This is a genomic window from Gordonia sp. UCD-TK1 (assembly GCF_001691435.1).
Taxonomy (GTDB): Bacteria; Actinomycetota; Actinomycetes; order Mycobacteriales; family Mycobacteriaceae; genus Gordonia; species Gordonia hongkongensis.
Map to the genome: position 1 here is coordinate 79,080 of NZ_LZMP01000035.1, position 22,394 is coordinate 101,473.

The following is a 22,394-nucleotide window of genomic DNA, read 5'->3' on the forward strand; positions in this document are numbered from 1 at the left end:
TCGGTCAACGCGTGGCAACCGTCAACAGGATCGCCGAGTCCTCCTGTGCGGTCAGGCCGTGACGCGTCGACGGAATGGTCACCAGGTCGCCGGTGGCGCCCTCCCACCGGCCGGCCGGGTCGCCGTCCGCCGAGGTCAGGACGACATGCCCGCGCAGGACCTGCAGCGTGGCCTCGGTGGGACTGTCGTGATCCGACAGTGCCGCGCCCGCGACCAGCGCGATCACGGTTTGTCGAAGGTGGCGAGAAGAGTTGCCGTGCAACGTATGAGAGGCCCGTCGGCTCGATGCTTCGCGGGCCGAGGACAGGAGCTCGTCGACGAGCTCGGGCAGATGAGTCGAATCCACGTGTTCCACCATGACATCGCGGCGCGGCGACGAGGTGATGTTCGGCGGATCGAGGCCAGTTCGTTGTTCCGCTGTCGACCGACGCGGTGATCCTGCCGCCTGGAATAGGCCACACAATCGTTGCGAAAATACCCGGTGATGACGGGCTCGCACCCATGCGAGTCGGGCGATGAGACGGTTTCGGAAAATGGTTCCGCGAAATGGTTTGAGAATCGAACTGTCGATTCCGGACAGAACCGATCGACCGTCGGATGGCTTCGGGTCCGCGCGCCGAACTGGGGTCAGCCGAGCCGCATCCGGAGCAGACGATCGTCGCCGTCGGCCGGCCGGCCGCGTCCGTCGGTGTTGCTCGTGCCGAACCACAGTGAGCCGTCGGGCGCGGCGGCCACGACGCGCAGCCGGCCGAACTCGTCGGCGTACCTGCTCACCGGCTCGCCGGCGGCCGACTCCGTGAGCGGTATCTCCCACAGCCGCCGGCCGCGGAGCGCGGCCATGTAGGCGCGGTCGCCGACGATCGCCAGCCCGGCCGGAGACGCCTCCTGCGTGGTCCAGGTGGCGGCCGGCGCGACGAACCGCGGATCATCGGAATCGCCTTCGACCTCCGGCCACCCGTAGTTGCCACCCGGTCGGATCAGATTGAGCTCGTCACGACGGTTCTGCCCGAACTCACTGGCCCACAGCCGGCCTGCGCCGTCGAAGGCCAGGCCCTCGACGTTGCGGTGCCCGTACGAGTGGACCTCGTTGCCGAACGGGTTGCCCGGCCACGGACGGCCATTCCGGTCGATTCGCAGGATCTTGCCGTTCAGTGCGCGGACGTCCTGGGCGACCTCGGGTACCGCGGCATCGCCGACCGAGACGAACAGGCTTCCGTCCGAACCGAAGGCGAGGGCGCCGCCGTGATGGTTGTAGGCCGCGTCGAGTCCGGTGATCAGCGGTCGGGGACGGGTGAGCCGGTCGCCGTCGAAGTCCAGGCGCACCAGCCGGTTGTCGGTGGCGGTCGTGTAGTAGACGAACACTGCGCTCTCGTCGCCCGGCGCCACCGCGATGCCCTGCAACCCGCCTTCGCCGCGCGGAGCGGCGTCAGCGAACTCGCCGACGGTCCGCACCTCGCCCCCAGGCGACACCCGCACGACCGTGGCGTCGTCGCGCTGGGTGACGAGGGCATCGCCGTCACCGAGGAAGGCCAGCGCCCACGGCACGTTCAGCCCGGATGCGACGGTCTCGACCGACGCGGCGTCCGCGGACGTGCCCGTCGGACCCGAGCCGGATCGATCCCGCGTCGGCGGATCGTCGGTGGCGCACCCGGTCACCAGCGACGTACCGGTGATGCCGAGCAGCCCGGCCCCGAGCAGGCCCGTTTTGAGGAGTTTGCGTCGATCCATACCCTCGATGGTGCCTGATGGTCGCCACTGCCGACCGGTGCCGATTTGGGTCTACGCTGCGGATTCCCTACACTAGACCGGTTGCCTGTGCACCTCAGGTGTCCGGGACACAACTGAATAGTCTCCGGTGCCGGCGAAAAGCCAAGGGCATCGGCGGCGAGAACCTTCTCCAAACAACTATCCACTTCGTGGAAGGCCCACCGCAGGTCACCGGGATTTTTCCGGCCACCGGCGCTGTATGGGAACCGCTACGAGAAAGGTTGACGGTCACCCATGACCATGACTGACCCGATCGCAGACTTCTTGACGCGTCTGCGTAACGCCAACTCGGCGTACCACGACGAGGTGACACTGCCCTCGTCGAAGATCAAGGTGAACATCGCCGAGATCCTCAAGCGCGAGGGCTACATCACCGACTACCGCACCGAAGACGCGGAGGTCGGGAAGAACCTCGTGGTCTCCCTGAAGTACGGCCCGAGCCGCGAGCGCTCCATCGCCGGTCTGCGCCGCGTCTCCAAGCCCGGCCTCCGGGTCTATGCAAAGTCCACCAACCTGCCCAAGGTTCTGGGCGGCCTCGGCGTGGCCATCATCTCCACGTCGTCGGGCCTGCTCACCGATCGCCAGGCAGCCAACCAGGGCGTGGGCGGCGAAGTCCTCGCCTACGTCTGGTAGGGGAGGTAACAACACATGTCGCGTATCGGAAAGAACCCCATCGAGATCCCCGCGGGCGTGGACGTCACCATCGACGGCCAGAACGTCACCGTGAAGGGCCCCAAGGGTGAGCTCTCGCTCACCGTCTCCGAGCCCATCTCGGTCGCCAAGGAGGACAACTCCATCGTCGTGACCCGCCCCAACGACGAGCGGCGCAGCCGCGCGCTGCACGGCCTGAGCCGTTCGCTCGTGAACAACCTCGTCGTGGGCGTCACGCAGGGCTACACCAAGAAGATGGAGATCTTCGGTGTCGGTTACCGCGTGCAGGCCAAGGGCAGCGACCTCGAGTTCGCGCTCGGTTACAGCCATCCCGTGCCGATCGAGGCCCCGGCGGGCATCACGTTCGCCGTGGAGTCCCCGACGAAGTTCTCGGTCTCGGGTATCGACAAGCAGCAAGTCGGCGAGATCTCGGCGGTCATCCGCCGCCTGCGTCGTCCGGACCCCTACAAGGGCAAGGGCATTCGCTACGAGGGTGAGCAGATCCGTCGCAAGGTCGGAAAGACGGGTAAGTAAGCCATGAGTGATTCAGCTACCAAGACAGTGCGCAAGCCGATCGGCAAGGACGTCTCGACGCGTCGTCGCAAGGCGACCGGCAACCGTCACTTCCGCCTCCGCAAGAAGGTCAGCGGAACCCCGGCCCGTCCGCGTCTCGCGGTCAAGCGCAGCTCGCGCCACATCCACGTCCAGTTGATCGACGACCTGGCCGGCAAGACGCTGGCCGCGGCATCGACGATCGAGGCCGATGTGCGTGCGGCCGGCGGCGACAAGTCCGCGCAGGCCCGCAAGGTCGGCGAGCTCATCGCCGCCCGCGCCAAGGCTGCCGGCGTCGACGCCGTCGTGTTCGACCGTGGCGGCAAGGACTACCACGGCCGGATCGCCGCGCTCGCCGACGCCGCCCGCGAGGGAGGCCTGAGCTTCTGATGACCATCTCGAACAGCTACACCCACATGACCGGAGGGAACCTCTGATGCCCGGACGTCAGCGTGACGGCGGAAACGGACCCGCCGGTAACGACAACAACCAGAACAACCAGGGCGGCGGCAACGACCGTCGCGGCGGTGGCCGCGGCGACCGTCGCGATCGTGGCGGCCGCGACCAGGACCGCAACCAGCTCGAGCGCGTGGTGACCATCAACCGTGTCTCGAAGGTGGTCAAGGGTGGACGTCGTTTCTCGTTCACCGCTCTCGTGGTCGTCGGCGACGGCCAGGGCATGGTCGGCGTCGGCTACGGCAAGGCCAAGGAAGTCCCGGCCGCGATCCAGAAGGGTGTCGAGGAAGCTCGCAAGAACTTCTTCCGCGTGCCCCTGATCGCCGGCACAGTGACCCACCCGGTCCAGGGTGAGGCCGCCGCCGGTGTCGTCATGCTCCGCCCGGCCAGCCCCGGTACCGGTGTGATCGCCGGTGGCGCGGTGCGTGCCGTGCTCGAGTGCGCGGGCGTCCACGACGTCCTCGCCAAGAGCCTCGGCTCGGACAACGCCATCAACGTCGTGCACGCCACCGTCGCGGCACTCAAGATGCTGCAGCGTCCCGAAGAGGTCGCGGCCCGCCGCGGTCTGCCGATCGAGGATGTCGCTCCGGCCGGTATGCTCCGCGCTCGCGCAGGACAGGGGGTCTGATCATGGCTCAGCTGAAGATCACTCAGGTCAAGGGCACCATCGGTACCAAGAGCAACCAGCGTGACAGCCTGCGGACCCTCGGACTCAAGGGCATCCGCCAGACCGTCACCCGCGAGGACACGCCGATCAACCGCGGCCTCATCAACGCGGTTCGTCACCTCGTGACAGTCGAAGAGGTTCAAGCATGACCATCAAACTCCATCACCTTCGCCCCGCTCCGGGGTCGAAGACCGACAAGACCCGCGTGGGTCGCGGTGAGGGGTCCAAGGGTAAGACCGCCGGTCGCGGCACCAAGGGCACCAAGGCACGCAAGAACGTGCCCGCCGGCTTCGAGGGTGGCCAGATGCCGATCCACATGCGGCTGCCGAAGCTCAAGGGCTTCACCAACCGCAACCGGATCGAGTACCAGGTCGTCAACGTCGGCGACATCGCCCGCCTGTTCCCGCAGGGCGGCACCATCGGCGTCGACGAGCTCGTCGCGGCCGGCGCCGTTCGCAAGAACAAGCTGGTGAAGGTTCTCGGCGACGGTGACCTGTCGGTCAAGGTCGACATCACCGCCGACAAGTTCACCGCCTCCGCCAAGGAGAAGATCGCCGCTGCCGGTGGCAGCGTCACCGAACTCTGACGGACACACACCGCGGTCGGGCGGCAGCATCGCTGCCGCCCGACCGGGGCGTTTCGGTGTGACTGTTAGAGTCTCAGAGGTTGTCCTGCCGGACACGCCCAAGACTGCCGCATCCCGAAAGACCATCGTCGATTGCCGAGCACACGGGGGTCGGGTCGCACCGACCCGGAACGTAGACCTCGCGTGGTCGTTACTAGGAGGAGTTAGTGCTTTCCCCCCTCTTCGCGGCCATTCGGACGCCGGATCTGAGGAAGAAGATCCTCTTCGTTCTCGGCATCATCATCCTGTATCGGCTGGGAGCGACCGTCCCGTCGCCGGGTGTCGACTACCAGGCCGTGCAGGCGTGTCTCGACGAGGTCTCGTCCGGTGAGTCGAGCTCGGTCTACTCCCTGATCAACCTGTTCTCCGGCGGCGCGCTGCTGCAGCTGTCGGTGTTCGCGATCGGCATCATGCCGTACATCACGGCGGCCATCATCGTGCAGCTGCTGACCGTGGTCATCCCGCGCTTCGAGCAACTCCGCAAGGAGGGCCAGGCCGGCCAGGCCAAGATGACGCAGTACACGCGCTACCTGGCCGTGGCCCTCGCACTCCTGCAGTCGACGGGCATCGTGGCCCTCGCCGACCGTGGCCAGCTCCTTCCGCAGTCCTGTGCGCAGAGCGGTGAAGTCCTCAACGACCAGAGCATCTTCGGTCTGTCGATCATCGTGCTCGTCATGACCGCCGGCGCCTGTGTCGTCATGTGGTTCGGTGAGCTCATCACCGAGCGCGGCATCGGCAACGGAATGTCGCTGCTGATCTTCGCCGGTATCGCCGCGCGTATCCCCGCCGAAGGTCGCACCATCCTCAACAGCCGCGGCGGACTCGTCTTCGCCCTCGTCTGTGTCGCCGCGCTGATCATCGTCGCCGGCGTCGTGTTCATCGAGCAGGGCCAGCGCCGCATCCCGGTGCAGTACGCCAAGCGCATGGTGGGCCGCAAGATGTACGGCGGGTCGTCGACCTACCTGCCGCTGAAAGTCAACCAGGCCGGCGTCATCCCGGTGATCTTCGCCTCGTCGCTGCTGTATCTGCCGCAGCTGATCGTCGAACTCACGCGCAATCCCGATGGGACGCAGTCGACCTGGCAGGAATACGTCACCAGGTACCTGACCGATCCGAGCAACGGCGTCTACATCGCCGTCTACTTCCTGATGATCATCTTCTTCACGTACTTCTACGTGGCGGTGACGTTCAATCCGGAGGAGCGCGCCGACGAGATGAAGAAGTACGGTGGATTCATCCCGGGCATCCGTCCGGGAGCGCCCACGGCCGAATACCTCGGGTATGTGCTCAGTCGCATCACGCTGCCGGGCTCGATCTACCTCGGTATCATCGCGGTACTCCCGAACCTGTTCCTCGAGATCGGTAACAGCGGCAACGTCCAGAACCTGCCGTTCGGTGGTACGGCCGTACTGATCATGGTCGGCGTGGGTCTGGACACGATGAAGCAGATCAACAGTCAGTTGATGCAACGCAAGTACGAAGGATTCCTGAAGTGAGACTTGTCATTCTCGGCCCGCCCGGAGCAGGTAAAGGCACCCAGGCGGAGCTTTTGAGCGAAGCACTCGGGATCCCCCACATCTCGACCGGTGACCTCTTCCGCGCCAACATCTCCCAGGGCACCGCCGTGGGTGTGGAGGCCAAGAAGTACCTCGACGCCGGCAACCTCGTCCCGTCCGAGATCACGGTGGACATGGTCCGCGCCCGCGTCGGCGAGCCGGATGCGTCGAAGGGTTTCATCCTCGACGGTTTCCCGCGCTCGACCGAGCAGGCCGACGCGCTGAACGACATCCTGGCGAATCTCGACGCCTCGCTCGACGCCGTGCTCTCGTTCGTCGTCGACACCGACGTCGTCGTGGAGCGCATGCTGGCCCGTGGCCGCGCCGACGACACCGAAGAGGTCATCCGCAACCGGATGGACGTCTACACCCGGGAGACCGCGCCGCTGCTCGCGTACTACGGCGACCAGGTCAAGACGATCGACGCGGTCGGTGACATCCAGGGCGTCCACCAGCGCGTCCTGAGCGCGCTCGGCGCCGGCGTCTCCTGACCCCGCTGCGTTCTGACCGCACAGTCTCCGACAACCGAGGAATCGCTGTAGGGCATGGGTTTTCGTAAGCGCAAGCGCGTCGTCCCCTTCCGCAGTGCGGGCGAGCTCGATGCCATGGCCGCGGCGGGCGCGGTTGTCGGGGCCGCGCTCGTCGCGGTGCGCGATGCGGCGAAGCCGGGGGTCAGCACCCTCGATCTCGACGAGGTCGCCGAATCCGTGATCCGGGGGGCCGGGGCGGTGCCCTCGTTCAAGGGCTACCACGGCTTTCCCGGATCCATCTGCAGCTCGGTGAACGACGTCGTCGTCCACGGCATCCCGTCCGCGGACGTCGTTCTCGCCGACGGCGATCTGGTGTCGATCGATTGCGGCGCCATCCTCGACGGCTGGCACGGGGACTCGGCCTGGACCTTCGGGGTCGGGGAACTGTCCACCGCCGACGAGGAACTCTCCGAGGCGACGCGGTTGTCGATGGAGGCGGGGATCGCGGCCATGGTCGACGGCGCTCGCCTCACCGACATCTCCCACGCCATCGAACTCGGTACGCGCGCCGCGGAGAAGAAGTTCGGCCGGCCCTTCGGCATCGTCGACGGTTACGGCGGACACGGCATCGGCCGCGAGATGCACATGGAACCGTTCCTGGCGAACGAGGGTGAACCCGGGAAGGGGCCGACGCTCGTGATCGGCTCCACCCTGGCCATCGAGCCGATGCTGACGCTGGGCACAACGGACACCACCGTCCTCGACGACGATTGGACAGTCGTCACCGACGACGGGTCGCGTTCCGCCCATTGGGAACATACCGTCGCGGTGACCGCCGACGGACCCCGCATCCTCACCCCGCGCCCGGTCTGACTCCACGCCAGTGCGGGATTCGTACCGGGAACCGATACGAATCGCGCACTGTGCGAATGGTGGGTTCCAGCGTCCGGCGCGTGACCGATCAACCAGATGACCGTGTGCGGCGGGTCGTGTCGTCGTACCGTTGACCATGCATTCCGACGTCTCCTGGCTCACCGTCGTGCGGCGGCTTCCGTTCACCGTCGCCCTCGCGGCCGCACTGCTGATCGTCGGCGCGACGACCGGATCGCTGTGGGGTAGGGCGAACGACAAGTCGTGGTATCACGAGGTGGCCTTCGGGCTTCCCGCCCTTCGGGAGGGCAAGTGGTGGACGCCGGTCAGCTCCGCGTTCGTCGAACCCGGGCCCTGGCTGTACCTGCTGGCGCTGGTCGCGGTCGTCGTCGGAATGGGTTGGGCCGAATGGCAGTTGGGCACCGTGAGGGCCGTTCTGGTCGGTGTGGGCGGCCACCTGATCGCATCCCTGCTGACGGTGTTGCTGCTGTGGTTGCTCTCCTCCGAGGTCACGTCGTGGCGGTGGGCGGAGCAACTCGCGGAGTCGCGCGCCACCGGGGTGGGGGCGTTGGTGGTCTCGGCGGTCGCGGTGGCCTCGGCGACCGTGCGATCGCCCTGGCGGTTACGTGTGCGGGTCCTGTTGGGCGCCATCGTCTCGGTCGCGTTCCTGTTCGAGGGGACCCTCGCCTCGGTCGAGTACGTCCTCGCCGCGATCATCATGCTGATCGTGGGGGAGAAGTTCTTCGCCACCAACGAACACGGTTGGGTGCCGCGTACCCGGCGTGAGGTCCGCATGCTGGGTTGCGCTGCCCTGCTGGTCATCGCGGGCGCGAACCTCCTGGTGTTCCTGTTCCCGGGCAGCGGACCGCTCGGGCCGACCGACGCCGGGGACGACTCGGTGTTCACGATGCTCATCGGCCTCGCCGTCAACGTGCTCATCGCCGATCAACTCCGGCGGGGTAAGCGGTGGGCGTGGTGGGTAGCCGTCGTCCTCGGTGCGCTCAACGTCATCGCGACCCTCCTGGCGGTGATCCTGGTGGTCTTCACCGACGTGTCGTCGGAGGGCGCCGTGACGCTCGGAACCACGTTGCTCTGGGTGCTGGTCCTGGCCATCCTGATCCCCGGCCGGTTCGCGTTCGCGGTGCCGTGGCGCGTGCGTCAGGTCGGTGCGTCCGGTTCGGACGACGATCCGGTCGGCCGCGTCAAGGAACTGCTGCGGGTGCACGGCGGCGGCACGATGTCGTGGATGACGACCTGGCCGGGCAACAGCTACCAGTTCACCGGCGCTGCGGGCGATCTCGACGACCAGTCCGTCGTGACCTACCGAAAGCACGTCGGGACCATGGTGGCCCTGGCCGACCCGGTGTGCGCACCCGAGCGGTTGGCCGACGCCGTCGACGCCTTCGTCGACCTCGCGGAGAGCGCCGGCGCGACTCCGTGCTGGTTCTCGATCGGCTCGGCGACCTCGGAGATCGTCACCGGACGCGGATGGCTCAGTGTGCAGATCGCCGAGGACACGATCGTCGACCTGCCGGGTCTGGAGTTCAAGGGCAAGCCTTGGCAGCACGTGCGATCGGCGATGAACAAGGCCACCAAGCAGGACATCTCGATGCGGATGGTCTCGCTGGCCGACGAGTCGTTCGCCGTCAAGACCCAGGTGCGCGCGATCTCGGAGGAGTGGGTGGGGGACAAGGGCCTTCCCGAGATGGGATTCACCCTGGGCAGTGTCGAGGAGGCGATGGACCCCGCGGTCCGGGTGGCACTCGCGGTGGACTCGACGGGCAACGTGCACGGCGTGCTCTCGTGGCTACCGGTGTACGCGCCGGGTGGCGACGTCGCGGGATGGACGCTCGACATCATGCGACGCCGAACGGACGGGTTCGGGCCGGTTGTCGAGTATCTCATCGCCTCGTCGGCAGTCGCCTTCAAAGACGAGGGAGCGCAGTTCATCTCGCTGTCCGGCGCACCCCTGGCGCGAACGGGCGACTTCGACGCCGAGCCGCTCGACAAGCTCCTCGACACGCTGGGTGCCGCGCTCGAGCCCTATTACGGATTCCGCTCACTGCACACCTTCAAGAAGAAGTTCAACCCCCGCTACGAGCCGGTGTATCTGGCCTTCCGGGACGAATCCGACCTGCCGCGTATCGGTGTGGCCATCTCCAGGGCGTACCTGCCGGATGCCACGACCGGTCAGCTGGTCCGGCTGGCGGCGTCACGCGGGGAGTGACACGCCCGCCCCGGCTGTGAAGGCATCGTTCACGGGAATCGCCGCCTGAGTTCACCATCCGGTCGTCTCCTACGGCGAGACTTCGCCAGTGTCATCGGTCGACGAACATGTGCTGCCCGCAACGGGGCGGCGTCCCTGGCGAAGCTATGGGCTGTTCCTCCTGCTCGTCGTGCCGAACCTCGTCCTCCTCGGCGTGTTCACGTATCGACCGCTCGTCGAGAACATCCGGATGTCGTTCTACGACTGGAACATCGCCGAGGCGGGAGCGACGTTCGTCGGGATCGACAACTACCTCGAATGGGTCACCCGTGCCGATACCCGGGTGATCGTCGCCAACACCGTCATCTTCACGGTCGCCGCTGTCGTCGGCAGCATGGTCATCGGCCTGGCGCTCGCACTGTTGCTCGACCGTAAACTGCGCGGCCGAAATCTGGTGCGATCGGCAGCTTTTGCTCCGTTCGTGCTGTCCGGGGCGGCGGTCGGCATCGCCTTCCAGTTCGTCTTCGACCCCAGTTTCGGCCTCGTCAACGACGTGATGGTGCGCCTCGGACTGGGCTCTGCACCTGACTTCTACCAGCAGCCGTCGTGGGCACTGTTCATGATCACGGTGACCTACATCTGGAAGAACCTCGGTTACGCGTTCGTCATCTATCTGGCTGCGCTGCAGGGTAAACGGACCGATCTGGACGAAGCGGCCGCGATCGACGGAGCCGGCTGGTGGACCTATTTCCGCAAGGTGCTGTTGCCGCAACTGCGGCCGACGACGTTCTTCCTGTCGATCACCGTGCTGCTCAACTCGTTACAGGTGTTCGACATCATCAACGTGATGACCCGGGGCGGCCCGTTGGGCAACGGCACCACCACGATGGTCTACCAGGTCTACGAGGAGAGTTTCGTCAACTTCCGTGCCGGCTACGGCGCCACCGTCGCGACCGTCATGTTCGTCGTCCTGCTGGCCATCACGGTGATCCAGGTGCGCATGATGGACAGGGGAGCGCGATGAGGCCCGTCACCACGAGTCCGGTGTCCGGACGGGTTGCCACGCCGGGGCGCACAGACGAGTCCAGACGTCCGCCGGCGGGCCCCGGGCAGAAGCGACGGCGCCCCGGCGGTGAGGCGATGACGCCGGCCACCCGCCGACGACTGGCCGACGTGTGCGGGTACGCGGCGATGACGGTGGTGCTGGTGATCATCGCGCTGCCCCTGGTGTGGATCCTGGTGGCGTCGTTCAAGGATCGCACCGAGATCTACGTGCAACCGGCCGTGTGGTGGCCGTCGACGTGGCGTCCCGAGAACTACGTCGAGGCCACGACGTCGGTACCGTTCTGGAGCTACCTGCGCAACTCGGTCATCGTGACCTCGATCCTCGGCGTGGCCAAGTTCGTGCTGGGCGTGCTGAGCGCGTACGGGCTGGTGTTCCTGCGCTTCCCGGGCAAGAACATCGTGTTCGTCGTCATCATCGCCGCGCTCATGGTGCCCAACCAGATCACCGTCATCACCAACTACGCCCTGGTGGCCCAACTGGGACTGCGGAACACCTTCATCGGCATCATCCTGCCGCTCGCCGGTGTCGCATTCGGGACCTTCCTGATGCGCAACCACTTCCTGTCCATCCCGCCCGAGATCATCGAGGCGGCGCGGATGGACGGGGCAGGTCACTTCCGCCTGCTCACCAGAGTGGCGTTGCCGCTGTCGATCCCGACGATGGTCGCCTTCGCGACGATCACCCTCGTCAACGAGTGGAACGAGTACCTGTGGCCGTTCCTGATGGCCGACGACGCCTCGGTTGCCACGCTACCCGTGGGATTGACCCTCCTGCAGAACAGCGACGGTCTCACCAACTGGGGCCCGGTCATGGCGGCAACCGTGCTCGCGATGGTGCCGATGCTCGTCCTCTTCCTGGCCCTGCAACGGCACATGATCAAGGGCCTGACCTCCGGGGCCGTCAAGGGCTGACCGGCCGGCACCCCACAAGCCAGAACACCAGGCACGAGAACGCCCAGCACGAGAACCACCATGCACGAGAACGACTCACACACAGACGATCGAAGGAGACGACAGATGATGAACATGTCCCGGCGCGGGTTCCTCGCCGCGTCCGCGACGGCCGCGGCCGGTGCTCTGGTGGCCGCATGCGCCGGAACCTCGGGTGACGGCGGTTCGTCGTCGGGCGACGCCTCGAAGCTGAGCTTCTGGTCGAATCACCCCGGCAAATCCATCGAGGTCGAACGAGAACTCATCTCTCGGTTCGAGGCGGCCAACCCGGGCATCACCGTGCAGCTCGTCGACGCCGGCAAGAACTACGAGGAGGCGGCGCAGAAGTTCAACGCCGCGCTGTCCGGCGGTGCCGTGCCCGACATCATGATCCTGTCCGACGTCTGGTGGTTCAACTTCGCGCTCATCGGCGCGATCAGCCCCCTCGACGACCTCTTCGGCCCTGCGAACGTGAACACCGCCGACTACGTCGATTCGCTTGTCGGCGACTACAAGTGGAACAACCAGACGTGGGCGTTGCCGTACGCGCGGTCGACTCCGCTGTTCTACTACAACAAAGACGTGTGGCGCCGGGCCGGCCTGCCCGACCGCGGCCCGCAGACCTGGGACGAGTTCGACGACTGGGGCCCGCGGATCCAGACCGTGGTCGGCGGCGACAAGCGCGCGCACGGCTGGGGCAACGCGACCGACTACCTCGGATGGACCTTCCAGGGGCCGACCTGGACATTCGGCGGCGCCTACTCGAACGACTGGGAGCTGAAGTTCACCGATCCGAAGACCGTTGCGGCCGCGCAATATCTGAGCGAGTCGATCAACACGAAGCGGTACGCGAAGATCTCCAACGACATCGCCGGCGACTTCAGCGCCGGCATCATCGCCTCGACCATCGCCTCGACCGGCGATCTGTCGGGCATCACGGAGAACGCCGCCTTCGACTTCGGTACCGCCTTCCTGCCCGCGCCGCAGGGGGTCTCGGGTTGCCCGACGGGCGGTGCCGGTCTCGCGGTCCCGGCCAAACTGTCCGACGAGCGCAAGGTCAACGCGCTGAAGTTCATCGAGTTCATCACCAACACCGAGAACACCGCCTACTTCTCGCAGAATGTCGGCTACATGCCGGTGCGCAAATCCGCGCAGGACGACCCGTCGATGGTCGCGTTCCTGGAGAAGAACCCGAACTTCGCCACCGCCATCGAGCAGCTTCCGCGGACACAACCGCAGAACAACGCGCGGGTCTTCGTCCCCGGCGGCGACAAGATCATCGGCACCGGTTACGAGCGCATCGGCCTGCAGAACGCCGATGTCGCCGCGACCCTCGCCGACACCCAGCGCCAGATCGCGCAGATCTACGAGGCGCAGATCGCGCCGAAGCTCCCGTCATGACGGGCGACGTGGCGGGGCCGGTCGTGGGCCGGCGACGAGGGGGCCGGTCGTGGCATCGGTGACCTTCGACGGCGCGACCCGGCGCTTCGCCGACGGCCAGAAACCCGCCGTCGACTCGCTCGACCTGGCCGTCGACGACGGCGAGTTCATGGTGCTCGTGGGACCGTCGGGATGCGGCAAGTCCACGAGCCTGCGGATGGTCGCGGGTCTGGAGTCGGTCGAATCCGGTGCGATCCTGATCGACGACGTCGACGTCGTCGGGATGGCGCCGAAGGCCAGGGACGTGGCGATGGTCTTCCAGAACTACGCCCTGTACCCGAACATGACGGTCGCCGACAACATGGGCTTCGCGCTCCGCAATGCCGGGATGAGCAAGTCCGACACCGCGGCCCGGGTCGGTGAGGTGGCCGAGATGCTCGAGCTCACCCCGCTTCTCGGTCGCAAGCCGGCGAAGCTGTCCGGCGGGCAACGGCAGCGGGTGGCGATGGGGCGGGCGATCGTGCGGCGTCCCAAGGTCTTCTGCATGGATGAGCCGCTGTCGAACCTCGACGCCAAGTTGCGGGTGAGCACGCGTGCCCAGATCGCGGCCATGCAGCGGGAACTCGGCATCACGACGCTCTATGTGACCCACGACCAGGTCGAGGCGATGACCATGGGGCACCGGGTCGCCGTACTCGACCACGGTGTGCTGCAACAGGTCGGGAGTCCGCGTGAGATCTACTCGCGGCCCGCGAACCTGTTCGTGGCGTCGTTCATGGGCTCGCCGCAGATGTGTCTGATCGACGCCCGGGTGGACGCGGGCATCGTACGCCTCGGTGGCGCCGAGGTCCGGGTTCCGCCGTCGGTGCTGTCGTCGGCGTCCGCGGGCGACGTCGTCGTCGGTCTGCGTGCCGAGTCGTGGCAGGTGTCGGCTGCACCGCAGGCCGGGAACCTCACTGCAACGGTCGATCTCGTCGAGGAGCTGGGGGCCGAACAGTTCGTCTACTGCAGCGCGGACGTCCGGCTGCGCGGGAGTCGCATCGTCATCCGTGTCGATCATCGCCGGACGATCGAGGTCGGTGACGTGATCGGGCTGACCCCGGAGGTCGACGAGACGTACTGGTTCGATCCGATCAGCGGGGTCGCCCTCGACGATCCGCGTCGTCACGACCTCAGCGCGGGACCGAAACCTCTTCGGTGATCGCGGCCTCGGACAGGGAGATCCGATCGGGACGGCTGTAGATCACCATCGACTCGCCGCGAGAGAAGCCGACGAGCGTGATGCCGAGGTCGTCGGCGGCGTCGGCCGCCAGTGACGACGGCGCGGAGACCGCGCACAGCATCGAGATTCCCGCCATCGCGGCTTTCTGGACGAGTTCGAAGCTCGCGCGGCCGGAGACCTGGAGGACGGTGCCCGACAGGGGTAGTCGGTCGGCGAGAACCGCCCACCCGATCACCTTGTCCACGGCGTTGTGCCGACCGACGTCCTCCCGGACGGCGAGCATGCGACCATCCGCGTCGAACAGCGCGGCGGCGTGCAGGCCACCGGTCTTGTCGAAGACGCTCTGTTCGGCGCGCAACCGGTCGGGGAGGTCCAGGACCGTCCCGGCGGCCACGGTCATGGTGTCGGCGGCGGGATCATGGACCGACGCGGTGTGGACCGCGGCGATGCTGTCCTTGCCGCAGATGCCGCATGCACTCGTGACGGGGTTGGCGCGGACCATCTCGGAACCGGGTGGCGGCACATGCGGGGCGAGCGTCGCGTCGATGACGTTGTAGGTGTTGGCGCCCTGCGCGTCGGTGCCTGCGCAGTAACGGGCCGTCGAGTAATCCGCGCCGGTGGTCACCACACCTTCGGAGACCAGGTAGCCGGCGACCAGTTCGAAGTCGTGGCCGGGAGTGCGCATGGTGACCGCGAGTGTGCGCCCGCCGACCCGGATCTCGAGCGGCTCCTCGACGGCCAGGGTGTCCGCGCGCTGCGTCGGTTCCGCATCGCGTCGGATACGGGTGACGCGGCGGCGTGCGGTGATTCGTCCCACCGGCACCACGGTAGTCCTGCGACTGTTCGTGGCTGCGGTCTCAGACGTCGAGCACCAGGGTGACCGGGCCGTCGTTGACGAGACCGACTTCCATGTGCGCCCCGAAACGGCCGGTGGCCACGGTGGCGCCGGCGGCCCGGAGCGCGTCGACCACCGCGTCGACCAGCGGTTCGGCGACGGGCCCGGGCGCGGCGGCATTCCACGACGGGCGCCGGCCCTTCGCGGTGTTGGCATAGAGCGTGAACTGGCTGATCACCAGGATCGGGGCGTCGAGGTCGGCGGCCGCGCGTTCGGGACCGTCCCCGCCGTCGAAGATCCGCAGGCGCCAGATCTTGTCGGCGAGCCGGACCGCGTGGTCGGTGGTGTCGTCGTGTGTGACACCGACGAGCGCGACGAGACCCGCGCCGCCGGGCGGGATGTCGAGCTCGCCGACGACCTCGCCGTCGACGCTCACACTCGCTCGGCTGACGCGCTGGAGCACGGCGCGCATCGGTCCTCCGATCTCCGGGTGCGGTGCACGGACGGGGTGTTCAGTCGAGCGCGAACGTGACCGTGACGGTGAAGGTGAGTTCCTGCTGGCCGGGCTCGACCGGTACGGGCGCGGCCGCCACGTCGCGTTCGAAGGTACCGGGCGAGACCGGCTGTTCCTGGCCGCTGGTGCTCTCCTTGATGGTCAGCACGTCGCCGAGTGAGTCGCCGGCGAGACCGGCGTACTGCTGCGCGCGGCCCCGGGCGTCGGTGAACGCGGCTTCGCGCGCCTTCTCGAGGAGTTCCGAGTCGTCGTCGATGGCGAAGGCGACGTTGTTGATGCGCGTGTTGTCCCCACCGGCGGTCGCGGCGGCGCTCAGCACGGTCGACGCCGTCGAGATGTCGCGGATGGTCACGCGGATGGTGTTGGTCGCGGTGTATCCGCTGATCTGGCTCGAACCGCCGGGTGCGGGACTCGAATACTGCGGGTTCACCGACACCTGCTGCGTGGCGACGTCCTTGCGCTCCACCCCGGCCGCGACGACCGCGTCGGTGACCGCGGTGACCTTGGCGCTCGTCTCGTTCAGCGCGGTCGTCACATCGGACGCGGTCGCCTCCACGCCGATGTCGGCGCGCAGGGTGTCCGGGGTGCCGCTGACCTGGCCCGACCCGACGACGGTCACCGACCGTGGCTGCCCGCCGGTGTCGCTGCCGCACCCGGCCACCACCAGGACCACGGCGGCGAGCGCCGCGAGGACCGACGTCGTCCGGAGTGCGGGGCGCCGTGTGTCGGCGCCGCGTGTTCTCGTCATCGGTCGACCGGGTCCCGCATCAGCAGCGCGAGCAGCCAGCCGACGACCGACACGACGATGGCGCCGAAGATCGCCGACCAGAAGAAGTCGTCGACCTCGAGTCCCCAGTGCGTGGTGTTGCGGGTGATCCATGCGGTGAGCTCCAGCATCAACGCGTTGATGACGATGTGGATCAGACCGAGCGTGAGGATGTAGAAGGGGATCGCGATGATCTGCACGATCGGCTTGATGATCGCGTTCAGGACGCCGAAGATCACGGCGACCACCAGGGCGATACCGACCTTCTCGGCGGTCGTCGAACCGCCCACGAAGTCGATGCCCGGCACGATCAGCGTCGCGACCCACAGGGCCACCGCGGTCAGCACGGTGCGGACGAGGAAGGCAAGCATGGCGACATTGTGCCAGCACCCCTCGCCTCAACCATCGATCTGATCGCGACGGAACGTCATCATGGCGCGGATCGCGTCGTCTGACGGAGGGGCGTCGGGCTGGAAACGTACGGTGCCCTTCTGGACGTCGAATCCCGCGAGGAACGGCCGCCCGGCGTCGACCGCGTCGGGGCTGAACGGGTACAGCCCGATGTGCTTCTTGGTGCGGATCACCGACAGGAGCGGGCTACCGCGATACGTCAGGGCCTCCCATCCCGTAGCCCTTGCCCTGCGCGGTGCCGGGGACCGTGTCGCGGGAGACGTCATAGAACCGGGAGATGACCGCGCGGTCGTCCGGGTCGAGCCCGTCGAGATAGTCGTCGACCGTCCCCATCCGCTTGGACCTCCTTGCGACGCCGCGCACGCATTTGGCCTGGCCTGCCTGTTCGCGTAGCATGGACCGTCGGTGCGCATCGCGCGCCGGGCCTCGGCGTGTCAGCACGTGGGTCCGGTCGGCGCACACCGGGTGCAGGTCCTCGCGGACCGGTGCCCACACCCTAACGGACAAACACTGATTCAACCCGGCCAATGGGCCGCGACGTCGCCCGGATGTCGTGGTCACGGCCAGGATCGCGGAGGACATGGCGAAGAAAGACGGGGCCATCGAGGTCGAGGGTCGAGTGATCGAACCCCTGCCCAATGCGATGTTTCGTATTGAGCTGGAGAACGGACACAAGGTTCTCGCCCACATCAGCGGCAAGATGCGGCAGCACTACATCCGCATCCTGCCCGAGGACCGGGTCGTCGTGGAACTCTCGCCCTACGACCTGGCTCGTGGGCGAATCGTGTACCGCTACAAGTAGGACTTTCCCGGCGTCGCCGGGGACAGACTTCCCGGACATCCGTTCGGGAGGAGACCGACACCCACGTGTACGGCCGTTTCGGCGTGCGCGCGGGCGAGCCGAGCAGGAGAGATTGACGTGAAGGTTCAGCCGAGCGTCAAGCCGATCTGCGAGAAGTGCAAGGTGATCCGTCGTAACGGTCGGGTCATGGTGATCTGCGAGAACCTGCGTCACAAGCAGCGTCAGGGCTGATCACGCGCACCCTCCGGGTCGCTTGAGTCAGAACAACTGAAGATCGACAACTCAATACACAAGGACCTCCCAACACCAGCGGCGACAGACGCGTCACCGCCTACCTCCGGATCAGAGGCCGGAGCCCACGAGGCCGGACACACGGTTCGGCACCAGCTCGCGGGACGGACTGGGAGCAGACCTCTGAAAATCGAAAAGGAAATCCGCCACATGGCACGTGTTGCTGGTGTGGATCTCCCCCGCGAGAAGCGGCTGGAGATCGCACTGACCTACATCTACGGAGTTGGGCGCACCACCTCCAAGGAGATCCTCGAGGGAACGGGCCTGAGCCCTGACCTCCGAGCGAAGGATCTCACCGACGCAGACGTCTCGAAGCTGCGTGAGTACATCGAAGCCTCGGTGAAGGTCGAGGGTGACCTCCGTCGCGAGGTGCAGGCCGACATCCGTCGCAAGATCGAGATCGGCTGCTACCAGGGTCTGCGCCACCGTCGTGGCCTGCCCGTTCGTGGACAGCGCACCAAGACCAATGCCCGCACTCGCAAGGGCCCGAAGAAGACCATCGCCGGGAAGAAGAAGTAATGCCTCCGAAGTCACGTAGCGCAGGCCCCAAGAAGGGCACCCGCCGTCGCGATAAGAAGAACGTCCCGCACGGCCACGCACACATCAAGTCGACGTTCAACAACACCATCGTGTCGATCAGCGATCCCAGCGGCAACATCATCAGCTGGGCGTCGTCGGGCCACGTCGGTTTCAAGGGCTCGCGCAAGAGCACCCCGTTCGCGGCTCAGCTCGCGGCCGAGAACGCTGCGCGCAAGGCCCAGGAGCACGGCGTCAAGAAGGTCGACGTGTTCGTCAAGGGACCGGGTTCGGGTCGCGAGACCGCCATCCGCTCCCTGCAGGCAGCCGGCCTCGAGGTCGGCACCATTTCCGATGTCACCCCGCAGCCGCACAACGGTTGCCGTCCGCCCAAGCGGCGTCGGGTCTAGCGGGAAAGGGAGGAACAGAGAAACATGGCTCGTTATACCGGCCCCGCAACCAAGAAGTCTCGTCGTCTTCGCGTCGACCTGATCGGTGGAGACGCTGCCTTCGAGCGTCGCCCCTACCCGCCCGGCCAGCACGGCCGTTCGCGGATCAAGGAGAGCGAGTACCTGCTCCAGCTGCAGGAGAAGCAGAAGGCGCGCTTCACCTATGGCGTCCTGGAGAAGCAGTTCCGTCGCTACTACGAAGAGGCGAACCGTCGCACCGGCAAGACCGGTGACGAACTGCTGAAGATCCTCGAGACCCGTCTCGACAACGTGATCTACCGCTCCGGCATCGCGCGTACCCGTCGCCAGGCCCGCCAGCTGGTCAGCCACGGCCACTTCACCGTCAACGGTGTGAAGGTCGACGTGCCCAGCTACCGCGTCAGCCAGTACGACATCATCGATGTCCGCCCGAAGTCGCTGCAGACCGTCCCGTTCCAGATCGCCAAGGAGCTCGTCGGCGATCGTCCGGTTCCGGGTTGGCTCCAGGTCGTGCCGTCGACCCTGCGTGTTCTCGTGCACAGCGTGCCCGAGCGTGCCCAGATCGATGTCCCGCTGACCGAGCAGCTCATCGTCGAGTTCTACTCGAAGTAACACCGCCCGACAGCAACAGCTGTTCGGTACACCCCTCGAGGCCGTCATATAGCGGGCGGCCAAAGGAGAGATCCACAGAATGCTCATCTCACAGCGACCCACCCTCACCGAGGAAGTCCTCGCCGAGAACCGCTCGAAGTTCGTCATCGAGCCGCTCGAGCCGGGCTTCGGCTACACCCTCGGCAACTCGCTGCGTCGTACGCTGCTCAGCTCGATCCCGGGTGCAGCCATCACCAGCATCCGCATCGACGGTGTCCTCCACGAGTTCACCACCGTGGCCGGGGTCAAGGAGGATGTCACCGACATCATCCTGAACCTCAAGGGCCTCGTGGTCAGCTCGGACGAGGACGAGCCGGTCACCATGTACGTGCGCAAGCAGGGTCCGGGCACCGTCACCGGTGCCGACATCGTGCCCCCGGCCGGTGTCACCGTGCACAACCCCGATCTGCACATCGCCACCCTGAACGACAAGGGCAAGCTCGAGATCGAGCTCGTCGTCGAGCGGGGCCGCGGATACGTCCCGGCCGTGCAGAACAAGGCGTCGGGTGCCGAGATCGGCCGCATCCCGGTCGACTCGATCTACTCGCCGGTGCTCAAGGTGACCTACAAGGTCGAGGCCACCCGTGTCGAACAGCGCACCGACTTCGATCGACTGGTGCTCGATGTGGAGACCAAGAACTCGATCAGTGCGCGTGACGCGCTGGCATCGGCGGGCAAGACCCTGGTGGAGCTGTTCGGCCTCGCCCGGGAGCTCAACGTCGAGGCCGAGGGCATCGAGATCGGGCCGTCGCCGGCCGAGGCCGACCACATCGCGTCGTTCAGCCTGCCGATCGAGGATCTCGAGCTGACCGTTCGTTCCTACAACTGCCTCAAGCGCGAGGGTGTGCACACCGTCGGCGAGCTGGTTGCACGGACCGAGTCGGATCTGCTCGACATCCGCAACTTCGGTCAGAAGTCGATCGACGAGGTCAAGGTCAAGCTGCACGCGCTCGGCCTGTCCCTCAAGGACAGCCCGGCCAGCTTCGATCCGTCGCAGGTCGCGGGTTACGACCCGGCCACCGGCACGTGGTCGGAAGACGCGTCCTTCGACGCCGATTCCGGTGAGGATTTCGCGGAGACCGAGCAGCTGTAGTCGCTACGACGCGGCGGTAGCTGTCACTGCCCAACCCTGACTTCCGCATCGAGTGATGCGGGGTCCTCCTAGGAGAAGACAATGCCCAAGCCCACCAAGGGTGCCCGCCTCGGCGGGTCGGCCAGCCACCAGAAGGCGATGCTGGCGAATCTCGCCACCTCGCTCTTCGAGCACGGCCGCATCACCACCACGGAAGCCAAGGCCAAGCGCCTGCGTCCGTACGCGGAGAAGATCATCACCCACGCCAAGGCCGGCAAGCTGGCCAACCGCCGTGAGGTGCTGAAGGACATCCGTGACAAGGACGTCGTGCACACGTTGTTCGACGAGATCGGCCCGTTCTTCGCCGATCGTCCCGGTGGCTACACGCGCATCATCAAGACGCTGCCGCGCAAGGGCGACAACGCCCCCATGGCCGTGATCGAGCTGGTGCGCGAGTCCACCGCGTCGAGCGAGGCCAGCCGCGCGACCCGCGTCGCCGCCTCCAAGAAGGCCGCCGAGGACAAGCTCGACGCCACCGAAGAGGTTGTCGCTGATACCGATTCGGCTGACGCGAACGTGGTGGAGGCCGTCGAGGCCGACGCCACCGATGCCGAGGTCGCCAACGCCGAAGCTGTCGCCGAGGCCGTCGACGACGAGTCCACCGCCGCGACCGCTCCCGATGCCGAGGCAGCCGGAGCCGACGTCGACGGTGAGAAGAAGTAGTCGACTGAGTCGAGAACCGCAGACCGAACCCGTCGGCGCCGATTCCGGTGCCGGCGGGTTCTGTCGTCTCCGCTTCGACATCTCGTACGACGGCACCGACTTCGCCGGATGGGCACGGCAGGTCGGCCAGCGCAGCGTGTGCGAGGAACTCGAGACGAGGTTGTCGACGGTCCTACGGGTGCCGGTGCGGCTGACCGTGGCGGGGCGCACCGACGCCGGTGTGCATGCGACCGGGCAGGTCGCACACGCCGCGGTTCCGCGGTCGGTGCTGGAGACCCGATCGATCGCCGGCGACCCCGCGACGCTCGTCGGGCGTCTCGCGAAGATGTGTCCCGATGACGTCCGGGTGACGGCCGTGCGCGTCGTCCCGGAGGAGTTCGACGCTCGGTTCTCGGCGCTGCGCCGGCATTACCGCTACCGGTTGACCGATGCACGGTGGGGTGCCGAACCGGTGGTCGCGCGGACGACCGCGACATGGCGTCGGCCGCTCGACGTCGACGCGTTGAACGCGGCATCGTCGGAGTTGCTCGGCCTGAACGACTTCGCGGCGTTCTGCCGTCGGCGGGAGGGTGCGACCACGATCCGGGAATTGCAGCGGTTCTCTTGGACTCGGGACGCCGAAGGAGTCCTCGTCGGCGAGGTGAGCGCGGACGCGTTCTGCTGGTCGATGGTGCGGTCGCTGGTCGGCGCGGTCGCGAGTGTGGGCGACGGCAGGCGCGACATCGACTGGTGCCGTGGGCTTCTCGAGGAGCGGGAACGCAGTAGCCAGGTACCCGTCGCCGAGGCCCGGGGTCTGTGCCTGGTCGGCGTCGACTATCCCGCCGACGACGAACTCGCCGCACGCAACACGGTGACCCGCGACGTGCGCGGGTCGACCGGTTGCTGCGGTGGGTGACCACCCGCCGTCTCGACGGCGACCCCGGAGTTGTTGTGACACAAGGAGGCCCCGGGGACCGATCCCCGGGGCC

General features: G+C 66.9%; 30 protein-coding genes. 22 read left to right on the forward strand and 8 right to left on the reverse strand.

Annotated features, from left to right (window positions below; all coding sequences use genetic code 11):
- Positions 1 to 4: 4 nt before the first annotated feature.
- Both A9310_RS18055 and A9310_RS18060 read right to left on the reverse strand, forming a co-directional pair.
- A complete protein-coding gene (locus A9310_RS18055; protein ID WP_082652937.1) occupies positions 5 to 346 on the reverse strand; it encodes a LuxR family transcriptional regulator in 342 nt (113 codons plus the stop codon).
- Between the two features lie 281 nt (positions 347 to 627).
- A complete protein-coding gene (locus A9310_RS18060) occupies positions 628 to 1,728 on the reverse strand; it encodes a sorbosone dehydrogenase family protein (protein WP_065631823.1) in 1,101 nt (366 codons plus the stop codon).
- A gap of 273 nt (positions 1,729 to 2,001) precedes the next feature.
- On the opposite strand from A9310_RS18060, the gene rpsH reads away from it, so the two are divergent.
- From rpsH to A9310_RS18130, 14 genes are all read left to right on the forward strand, one after another.
- Positions 2,002 to 2,400, forward strand: a complete 399-nt coding sequence (gene rpsH / locus A9310_RS18065; protein ID WP_004023571.1) for a 30S ribosomal protein S8 — start codon at positions 2,002 to 2,004, stop codon at positions 2,398 to 2,400.
- 15 nt (positions 2,401 to 2,415) lie between these two features.
- A complete protein-coding gene (gene rplF / locus A9310_RS18070; RefSeq protein ID WP_058251979.1) occupies positions 2,416 to 2,952 on the forward strand; it encodes a 50S ribosomal protein L6 in 537 nt (178 codons plus the stop codon).
- A 3-nt stretch (positions 2,953 to 2,955) separates the two neighbouring features.
- Positions 2,956 to 3,360 (forward strand): 50S ribosomal protein L18, encoded by a 405-nt coding sequence (gene rplR, locus A9310_RS18075; RefSeq protein ID WP_058251978.1) that lies wholly within the window; start codon positions 2,956 to 2,958, stop codon positions 3,358 to 3,360.
- A gap of 46 nt (positions 3,361 to 3,406) precedes the next feature.
- Positions 3,407 to 4,054 carry a 30S ribosomal protein S5 gene (rpsE, locus tag A9310_RS18080; protein ID WP_058251977.1) on the forward strand — a complete coding sequence of 216 codons (648 nt, stop codon included), beginning with the start codon at positions 3,407 to 3,409 and terminating at the stop codon, positions 4,052 to 4,054.
- Positions 4,055 to 4,056: 2 nt separating this feature from the next.
- Positions 4,057 to 4,242 (forward strand): 50S ribosomal protein L30, encoded by a 186-nt coding sequence (rpmD, locus tag A9310_RS18085; RefSeq protein ID WP_058251976.1) that lies wholly within the window; start codon positions 4,057 to 4,059, stop codon positions 4,240 to 4,242.
- Positions 4,239 to 4,679, forward strand: coding sequence for a 50S ribosomal protein L15 (gene rplO / locus A9310_RS18090; protein WP_004023566.1), 441 nt, complete (start codon positions 4,239 to 4,241; stop codon positions 4,677 to 4,679). Before rpmD ends, rplO begins: the two co-directional genes overlap by 4 nt.
- Before the next feature lie 206 nt (positions 4,680 to 4,885).
- Entirely contained in the window at positions 4,886 to 6,214 is a 1,329-nt protein-coding gene (gene secY, locus A9310_RS18095) for a preprotein translocase subunit SecY (RefSeq protein WP_058251974.1), read from the forward strand.
- Positions 6,211 to 6,765 (forward strand): adenylate kinase, encoded by a 555-nt coding sequence (locus tag A9310_RS18100; protein ID WP_004023564.1) that lies wholly within the window; start codon positions 6,211 to 6,213, stop codon positions 6,763 to 6,765. Before secY ends, A9310_RS18100 begins: the two co-directional genes overlap by 4 nt.
- 54 nt (positions 6,766 to 6,819) lie before the next feature.
- On the forward strand, positions 6,820 to 7,617 hold the full coding sequence (gene map, locus A9310_RS18105) for a type I methionyl aminopeptidase (RefSeq protein WP_058251973.1): 798 nt from the start codon (positions 6,820 to 6,822) through the stop codon (positions 7,615 to 7,617).
- A gap of 136 nt (positions 7,618 to 7,753) precedes the next feature.
- A complete protein-coding gene (locus A9310_RS18110) occupies positions 7,754 to 9,841 on the forward strand; it encodes a bifunctional lysylphosphatidylglycerol flippase/synthetase MprF (protein ID WP_065631824.1) in 2,088 nt (695 codons plus the stop codon).
- Positions 9,842 to 9,929: 88 nt separating this feature from the next.
- Positions 9,930 to 10,844 (forward strand): carbohydrate ABC transporter permease, encoded by a 915-nt coding sequence (locus A9310_RS18115; RefSeq protein ID WP_175401171.1) that lies wholly within the window; start codon positions 9,930 to 9,932, stop codon positions 10,842 to 10,844.
- A gap of 116 nt (positions 10,845 to 10,960) precedes the next feature.
- Positions 10,961 to 11,797 carry a carbohydrate ABC transporter permease gene (locus A9310_RS18120; protein ID WP_065631825.1) on the forward strand — a complete coding sequence of 279 codons (837 nt, stop codon included), beginning with the start codon at positions 10,961 to 10,963 and terminating at the stop codon, positions 11,795 to 11,797.
- A gap of 105 nt (positions 11,798 to 11,902) precedes the next feature.
- Positions 11,903 to 13,216: an ABC transporter substrate-binding protein gene (locus A9310_RS18125; protein WP_065631826.1), complete on the forward strand. Its 1,314-nt coding sequence runs from the start codon at positions 11,903 to 11,905 to the stop codon at positions 13,214 to 13,216.
- A gap of 49 nt (positions 13,217 to 13,265) precedes the next feature.
- Positions 13,266 to 14,396, forward strand: coding sequence for an ABC transporter ATP-binding protein (locus tag A9310_RS18130; protein WP_065631827.1), 1,131 nt, complete (start codon positions 13,266 to 13,268; stop codon positions 14,394 to 14,396).
- Here A9310_RS18130 and fdhD read toward each other — a convergent pair.
- Genes fdhD through A9310_RS26405 form a run of 6 tightly spaced genes read right to left on the reverse strand, consistent with a single transcriptional unit; the run spans position 14,368 to position 17,339 of the window.
- Positions 14,368 to 15,234 (reverse strand): formate dehydrogenase accessory sulfurtransferase FdhD, encoded by an 867-nt coding sequence (fdhD, locus tag A9310_RS18135; protein ID WP_065631895.1) that lies wholly within the window; start codon positions 15,232 to 15,234, stop codon positions 14,368 to 14,370. The two genes, A9310_RS18130 and fdhD, sit on opposite strands and share 29 nt — an antisense overlap.
- Positions 15,235 to 15,274: 40 nt before the next feature.
- On the reverse strand, positions 15,275 to 15,724 hold the full coding sequence (dtd, locus tag A9310_RS18140; protein WP_065631828.1) for a D-aminoacyl-tRNA deacylase: 450 nt from the start codon (positions 15,722 to 15,724) through the stop codon (positions 15,275 to 15,277).
- A 40-nt stretch (positions 15,725 to 15,764) separates the two neighbouring features.
- Complete coding sequence (locus A9310_RS18145; RefSeq protein WP_065631829.1) at positions 15,765 to 16,514, reverse strand: SIMPL domain-containing protein; 750 nt, start codon at positions 16,512 to 16,514, stop codon at positions 15,765 to 15,767.
- Positions 16,511 to 16,903, reverse strand: coding sequence for a phage holin family protein (locus A9310_RS18150; RefSeq protein WP_058251965.1), 393 nt, complete (start codon positions 16,901 to 16,903; stop codon positions 16,511 to 16,513). Before A9310_RS18150 ends, A9310_RS18145 begins: the two co-directional genes overlap by 4 nt.
- A 27-nt stretch (positions 16,904 to 16,930) precedes the next feature.
- Entirely contained in the window at positions 16,931 to 17,116 is a 186-nt protein-coding gene (locus A9310_RS26400; RefSeq protein ID WP_254661295.1) for a hypothetical protein, read from the reverse strand.
- 13 nt (positions 17,117 to 17,129) lie between these two features.
- Positions 17,130 to 17,339 (reverse strand): hypothetical protein, encoded by a 210-nt coding sequence (locus tag A9310_RS26405; RefSeq protein WP_254661296.1) that lies wholly within the window; start codon positions 17,337 to 17,339, stop codon positions 17,130 to 17,132.
- 184 nt (positions 17,340 to 17,523) lie between these two features.
- On the opposite strand from A9310_RS26405, the gene infA reads away from it, so the two are divergent.
- The 8 genes from infA to truA all read left to right on the forward strand — a co-directional run bounded on the left by infA (position 17,524) and on the right by truA (position 22,321).
- Complete coding sequence (gene infA, locus A9310_RS18160; RefSeq protein WP_004023539.1) at positions 17,524 to 17,745, forward strand: translation initiation factor IF-1; 222 nt, start codon at positions 17,524 to 17,526, stop codon at positions 17,743 to 17,745.
- 117 nt (positions 17,746 to 17,862) lie between these two features.
- On the forward strand, positions 17,863 to 17,976 hold the full coding sequence (rpmJ, locus tag A9310_RS18165) for a 50S ribosomal protein L36 (RefSeq protein WP_005207978.1): 114 nt from the start codon (positions 17,863 to 17,865) through the stop codon (positions 17,974 to 17,976).
- Between the two features lie 210 nt (positions 17,977 to 18,186).
- Positions 18,187 to 18,555: a 30S ribosomal protein S13 gene (rpsM, locus tag A9310_RS18170; RefSeq protein ID WP_004023537.1), complete on the forward strand. Its 369-nt coding sequence runs from the start codon at positions 18,187 to 18,189 to the stop codon at positions 18,553 to 18,555.
- Positions 18,555 to 18,962, forward strand: coding sequence for a 30S ribosomal protein S11 (gene rpsK, locus A9310_RS18175; RefSeq protein ID WP_004023536.1), 408 nt, complete (start codon positions 18,555 to 18,557; stop codon positions 18,960 to 18,962). Before rpsM ends, rpsK begins: the two co-directional genes overlap by 1 nt.
- A gap of 24 nt (positions 18,963 to 18,986) precedes the next feature.
- A complete protein-coding gene (rpsD, locus tag A9310_RS18180) occupies positions 18,987 to 19,592 on the forward strand; it encodes a 30S ribosomal protein S4 (protein ID WP_058251964.1) in 606 nt (201 codons plus the stop codon).
- Between the two features lie 79 nt (positions 19,593 to 19,671).
- Positions 19,672 to 20,724, forward strand: a complete 1,053-nt coding sequence (locus A9310_RS18185; RefSeq protein WP_058251963.1) for a DNA-directed RNA polymerase subunit alpha — start codon at positions 19,672 to 19,674, stop codon at positions 20,722 to 20,724.
- Between the two features lie 81 nt (positions 20,725 to 20,805).
- Positions 20,806 to 21,426 (forward strand): 50S ribosomal protein L17, encoded by a 621-nt coding sequence (gene rplQ / locus A9310_RS18190; RefSeq protein ID WP_065631830.1) that lies wholly within the window; start codon positions 20,806 to 20,808, stop codon positions 21,424 to 21,426.
- Entirely contained in the window at positions 21,383 to 22,321 is a 939-nt protein-coding gene (truA, locus tag A9310_RS18195) for a tRNA pseudouridine(38-40) synthase TruA (protein WP_083207441.1), read from the forward strand. Before rplQ ends, truA begins: the two co-directional genes overlap by 44 nt.
- The last annotated feature ends 73 nt before the right edge of the window (positions 22,322 to 22,394 follow it).

What these genes read in the sequence shown, in the direction of transcription:
- A9310_RS18060 (WP_065631823.1), bottom strand. Translation starts at nt 1,728, where the DNA reads ATGGATCGACGCAAACTCCTCAAAACGGGCCTGCTCGGGGCCGGGCTG.
- rpsH (WP_004023571.1), top strand. Translation starts at nt 2,002, where the DNA reads ATGACCATGACTGACCCGATCGCAGACTTCTTGACGCGTCTGCGTAAC.
- rplF (WP_058251979.1), top strand. Translation starts at nt 2,416, where the DNA reads ATGTCGCGTATCGGAAAGAACCCCATCGAGATCCCCGCGGGCGTGGAC.
- rplR (WP_058251978.1), top strand. Translation starts at nt 2,956, where the DNA reads ATGAGTGATTCAGCTACCAAGACAGTGCGCAAGCCGATCGGCAAGGAC.
- rpsE (WP_058251977.1), top strand. Translation starts at nt 3,407, where the DNA reads ATGCCCGGACGTCAGCGTGACGGCGGAAACGGACCCGCCGGTAACGAC.
- rpmD (WP_058251976.1), top strand. Translation starts at nt 4,057, where the DNA reads ATGGCTCAGCTGAAGATCACTCAGGTCAAGGGCACCATCGGTACCAAG.
- rplO (WP_004023566.1), top strand. Translation starts at nt 4,239, where the DNA reads ATGACCATCAAACTCCATCACCTTCGCCCCGCTCCGGGGTCGAAGACC.
- map (WP_058251973.1), top strand. Translation starts at nt 6,820, where the DNA reads ATGGGTTTTCGTAAGCGCAAGCGCGTCGTCCCCTTCCGCAGTGCGGGC.
- A9310_RS18110 (WP_065631824.1), top strand. Translation starts at nt 7,754, where the DNA reads ATGCATTCCGACGTCTCCTGGCTCACCGTCGTGCGGCGGCTTCCGTTC.
- A9310_RS18120 (WP_065631825.1), top strand. Translation starts at nt 10,961, where the DNA reads ATGACGCCGGCCACCCGCCGACGACTGGCCGACGTGTGCGGGTACGCG.
- A9310_RS18125 (WP_065631826.1), top strand. Translation starts at nt 11,903, where the DNA reads ATGATGAACATGTCCCGGCGCGGGTTCCTCGCCGCGTCCGCGACGGCC.
- dtd (WP_065631828.1), bottom strand. Translation starts at nt 15,724, where the DNA reads ATGCGCGCCGTGCTCCAGCGCGTCAGCCGAGCGAGTGTGAGCGTCGAC.
- A9310_RS18145 (WP_065631829.1), bottom strand. Translation starts at nt 16,514, where the DNA reads ATGACGAGAACACGCGGCGCCGACACACGGCGCCCCGCACTCCGGACG.
- A9310_RS18150 (WP_058251965.1), bottom strand. Translation starts at nt 16,903, where the DNA reads ATGCTTGCCTTCCTCGTCCGCACCGTGCTGACCGCGGTGGCCCTGTGG.
- A9310_RS26405 (WP_254661296.1), bottom strand. Translation starts at nt 17,339, where the DNA reads ATGCTACGCGAACAGGCAGGCCAGGCCAAATGCGTGCGCGGCGTCGCA.
- infA (WP_004023539.1), top strand. Translation starts at nt 17,524, where the DNA reads ATGGCGAAGAAAGACGGGGCCATCGAGGTCGAGGGTCGAGTGATCGAA.
- rpsM (WP_004023537.1), top strand. Translation starts at nt 18,187, where the DNA reads ATGGCACGTGTTGCTGGTGTGGATCTCCCCCGCGAGAAGCGGCTGGAG.
- rpsK (WP_004023536.1), top strand. Translation starts at nt 18,555, where the DNA reads ATGCCTCCGAAGTCACGTAGCGCAGGCCCCAAGAAGGGCACCCGCCGT.
- rpsD (WP_058251964.1), top strand. Translation starts at nt 18,987, where the DNA reads ATGGCTCGTTATACCGGCCCCGCAACCAAGAAGTCTCGTCGTCTTCGC.
- A9310_RS18185 (WP_058251963.1), top strand. Translation starts at nt 19,672, where the DNA reads ATGCTCATCTCACAGCGACCCACCCTCACCGAGGAAGTCCTCGCCGAG.
- rplQ (WP_065631830.1), top strand. Translation starts at nt 20,806, where the DNA reads ATGCCCAAGCCCACCAAGGGTGCCCGCCTCGGCGGGTCGGCCAGCCAC.
- truA (WP_083207441.1), top strand. Translation starts at nt 21,383, where the DNA reads ATGCCGAGGCAGCCGGAGCCGACGTCGACGGTGAGAAGAAGTAGTCGA.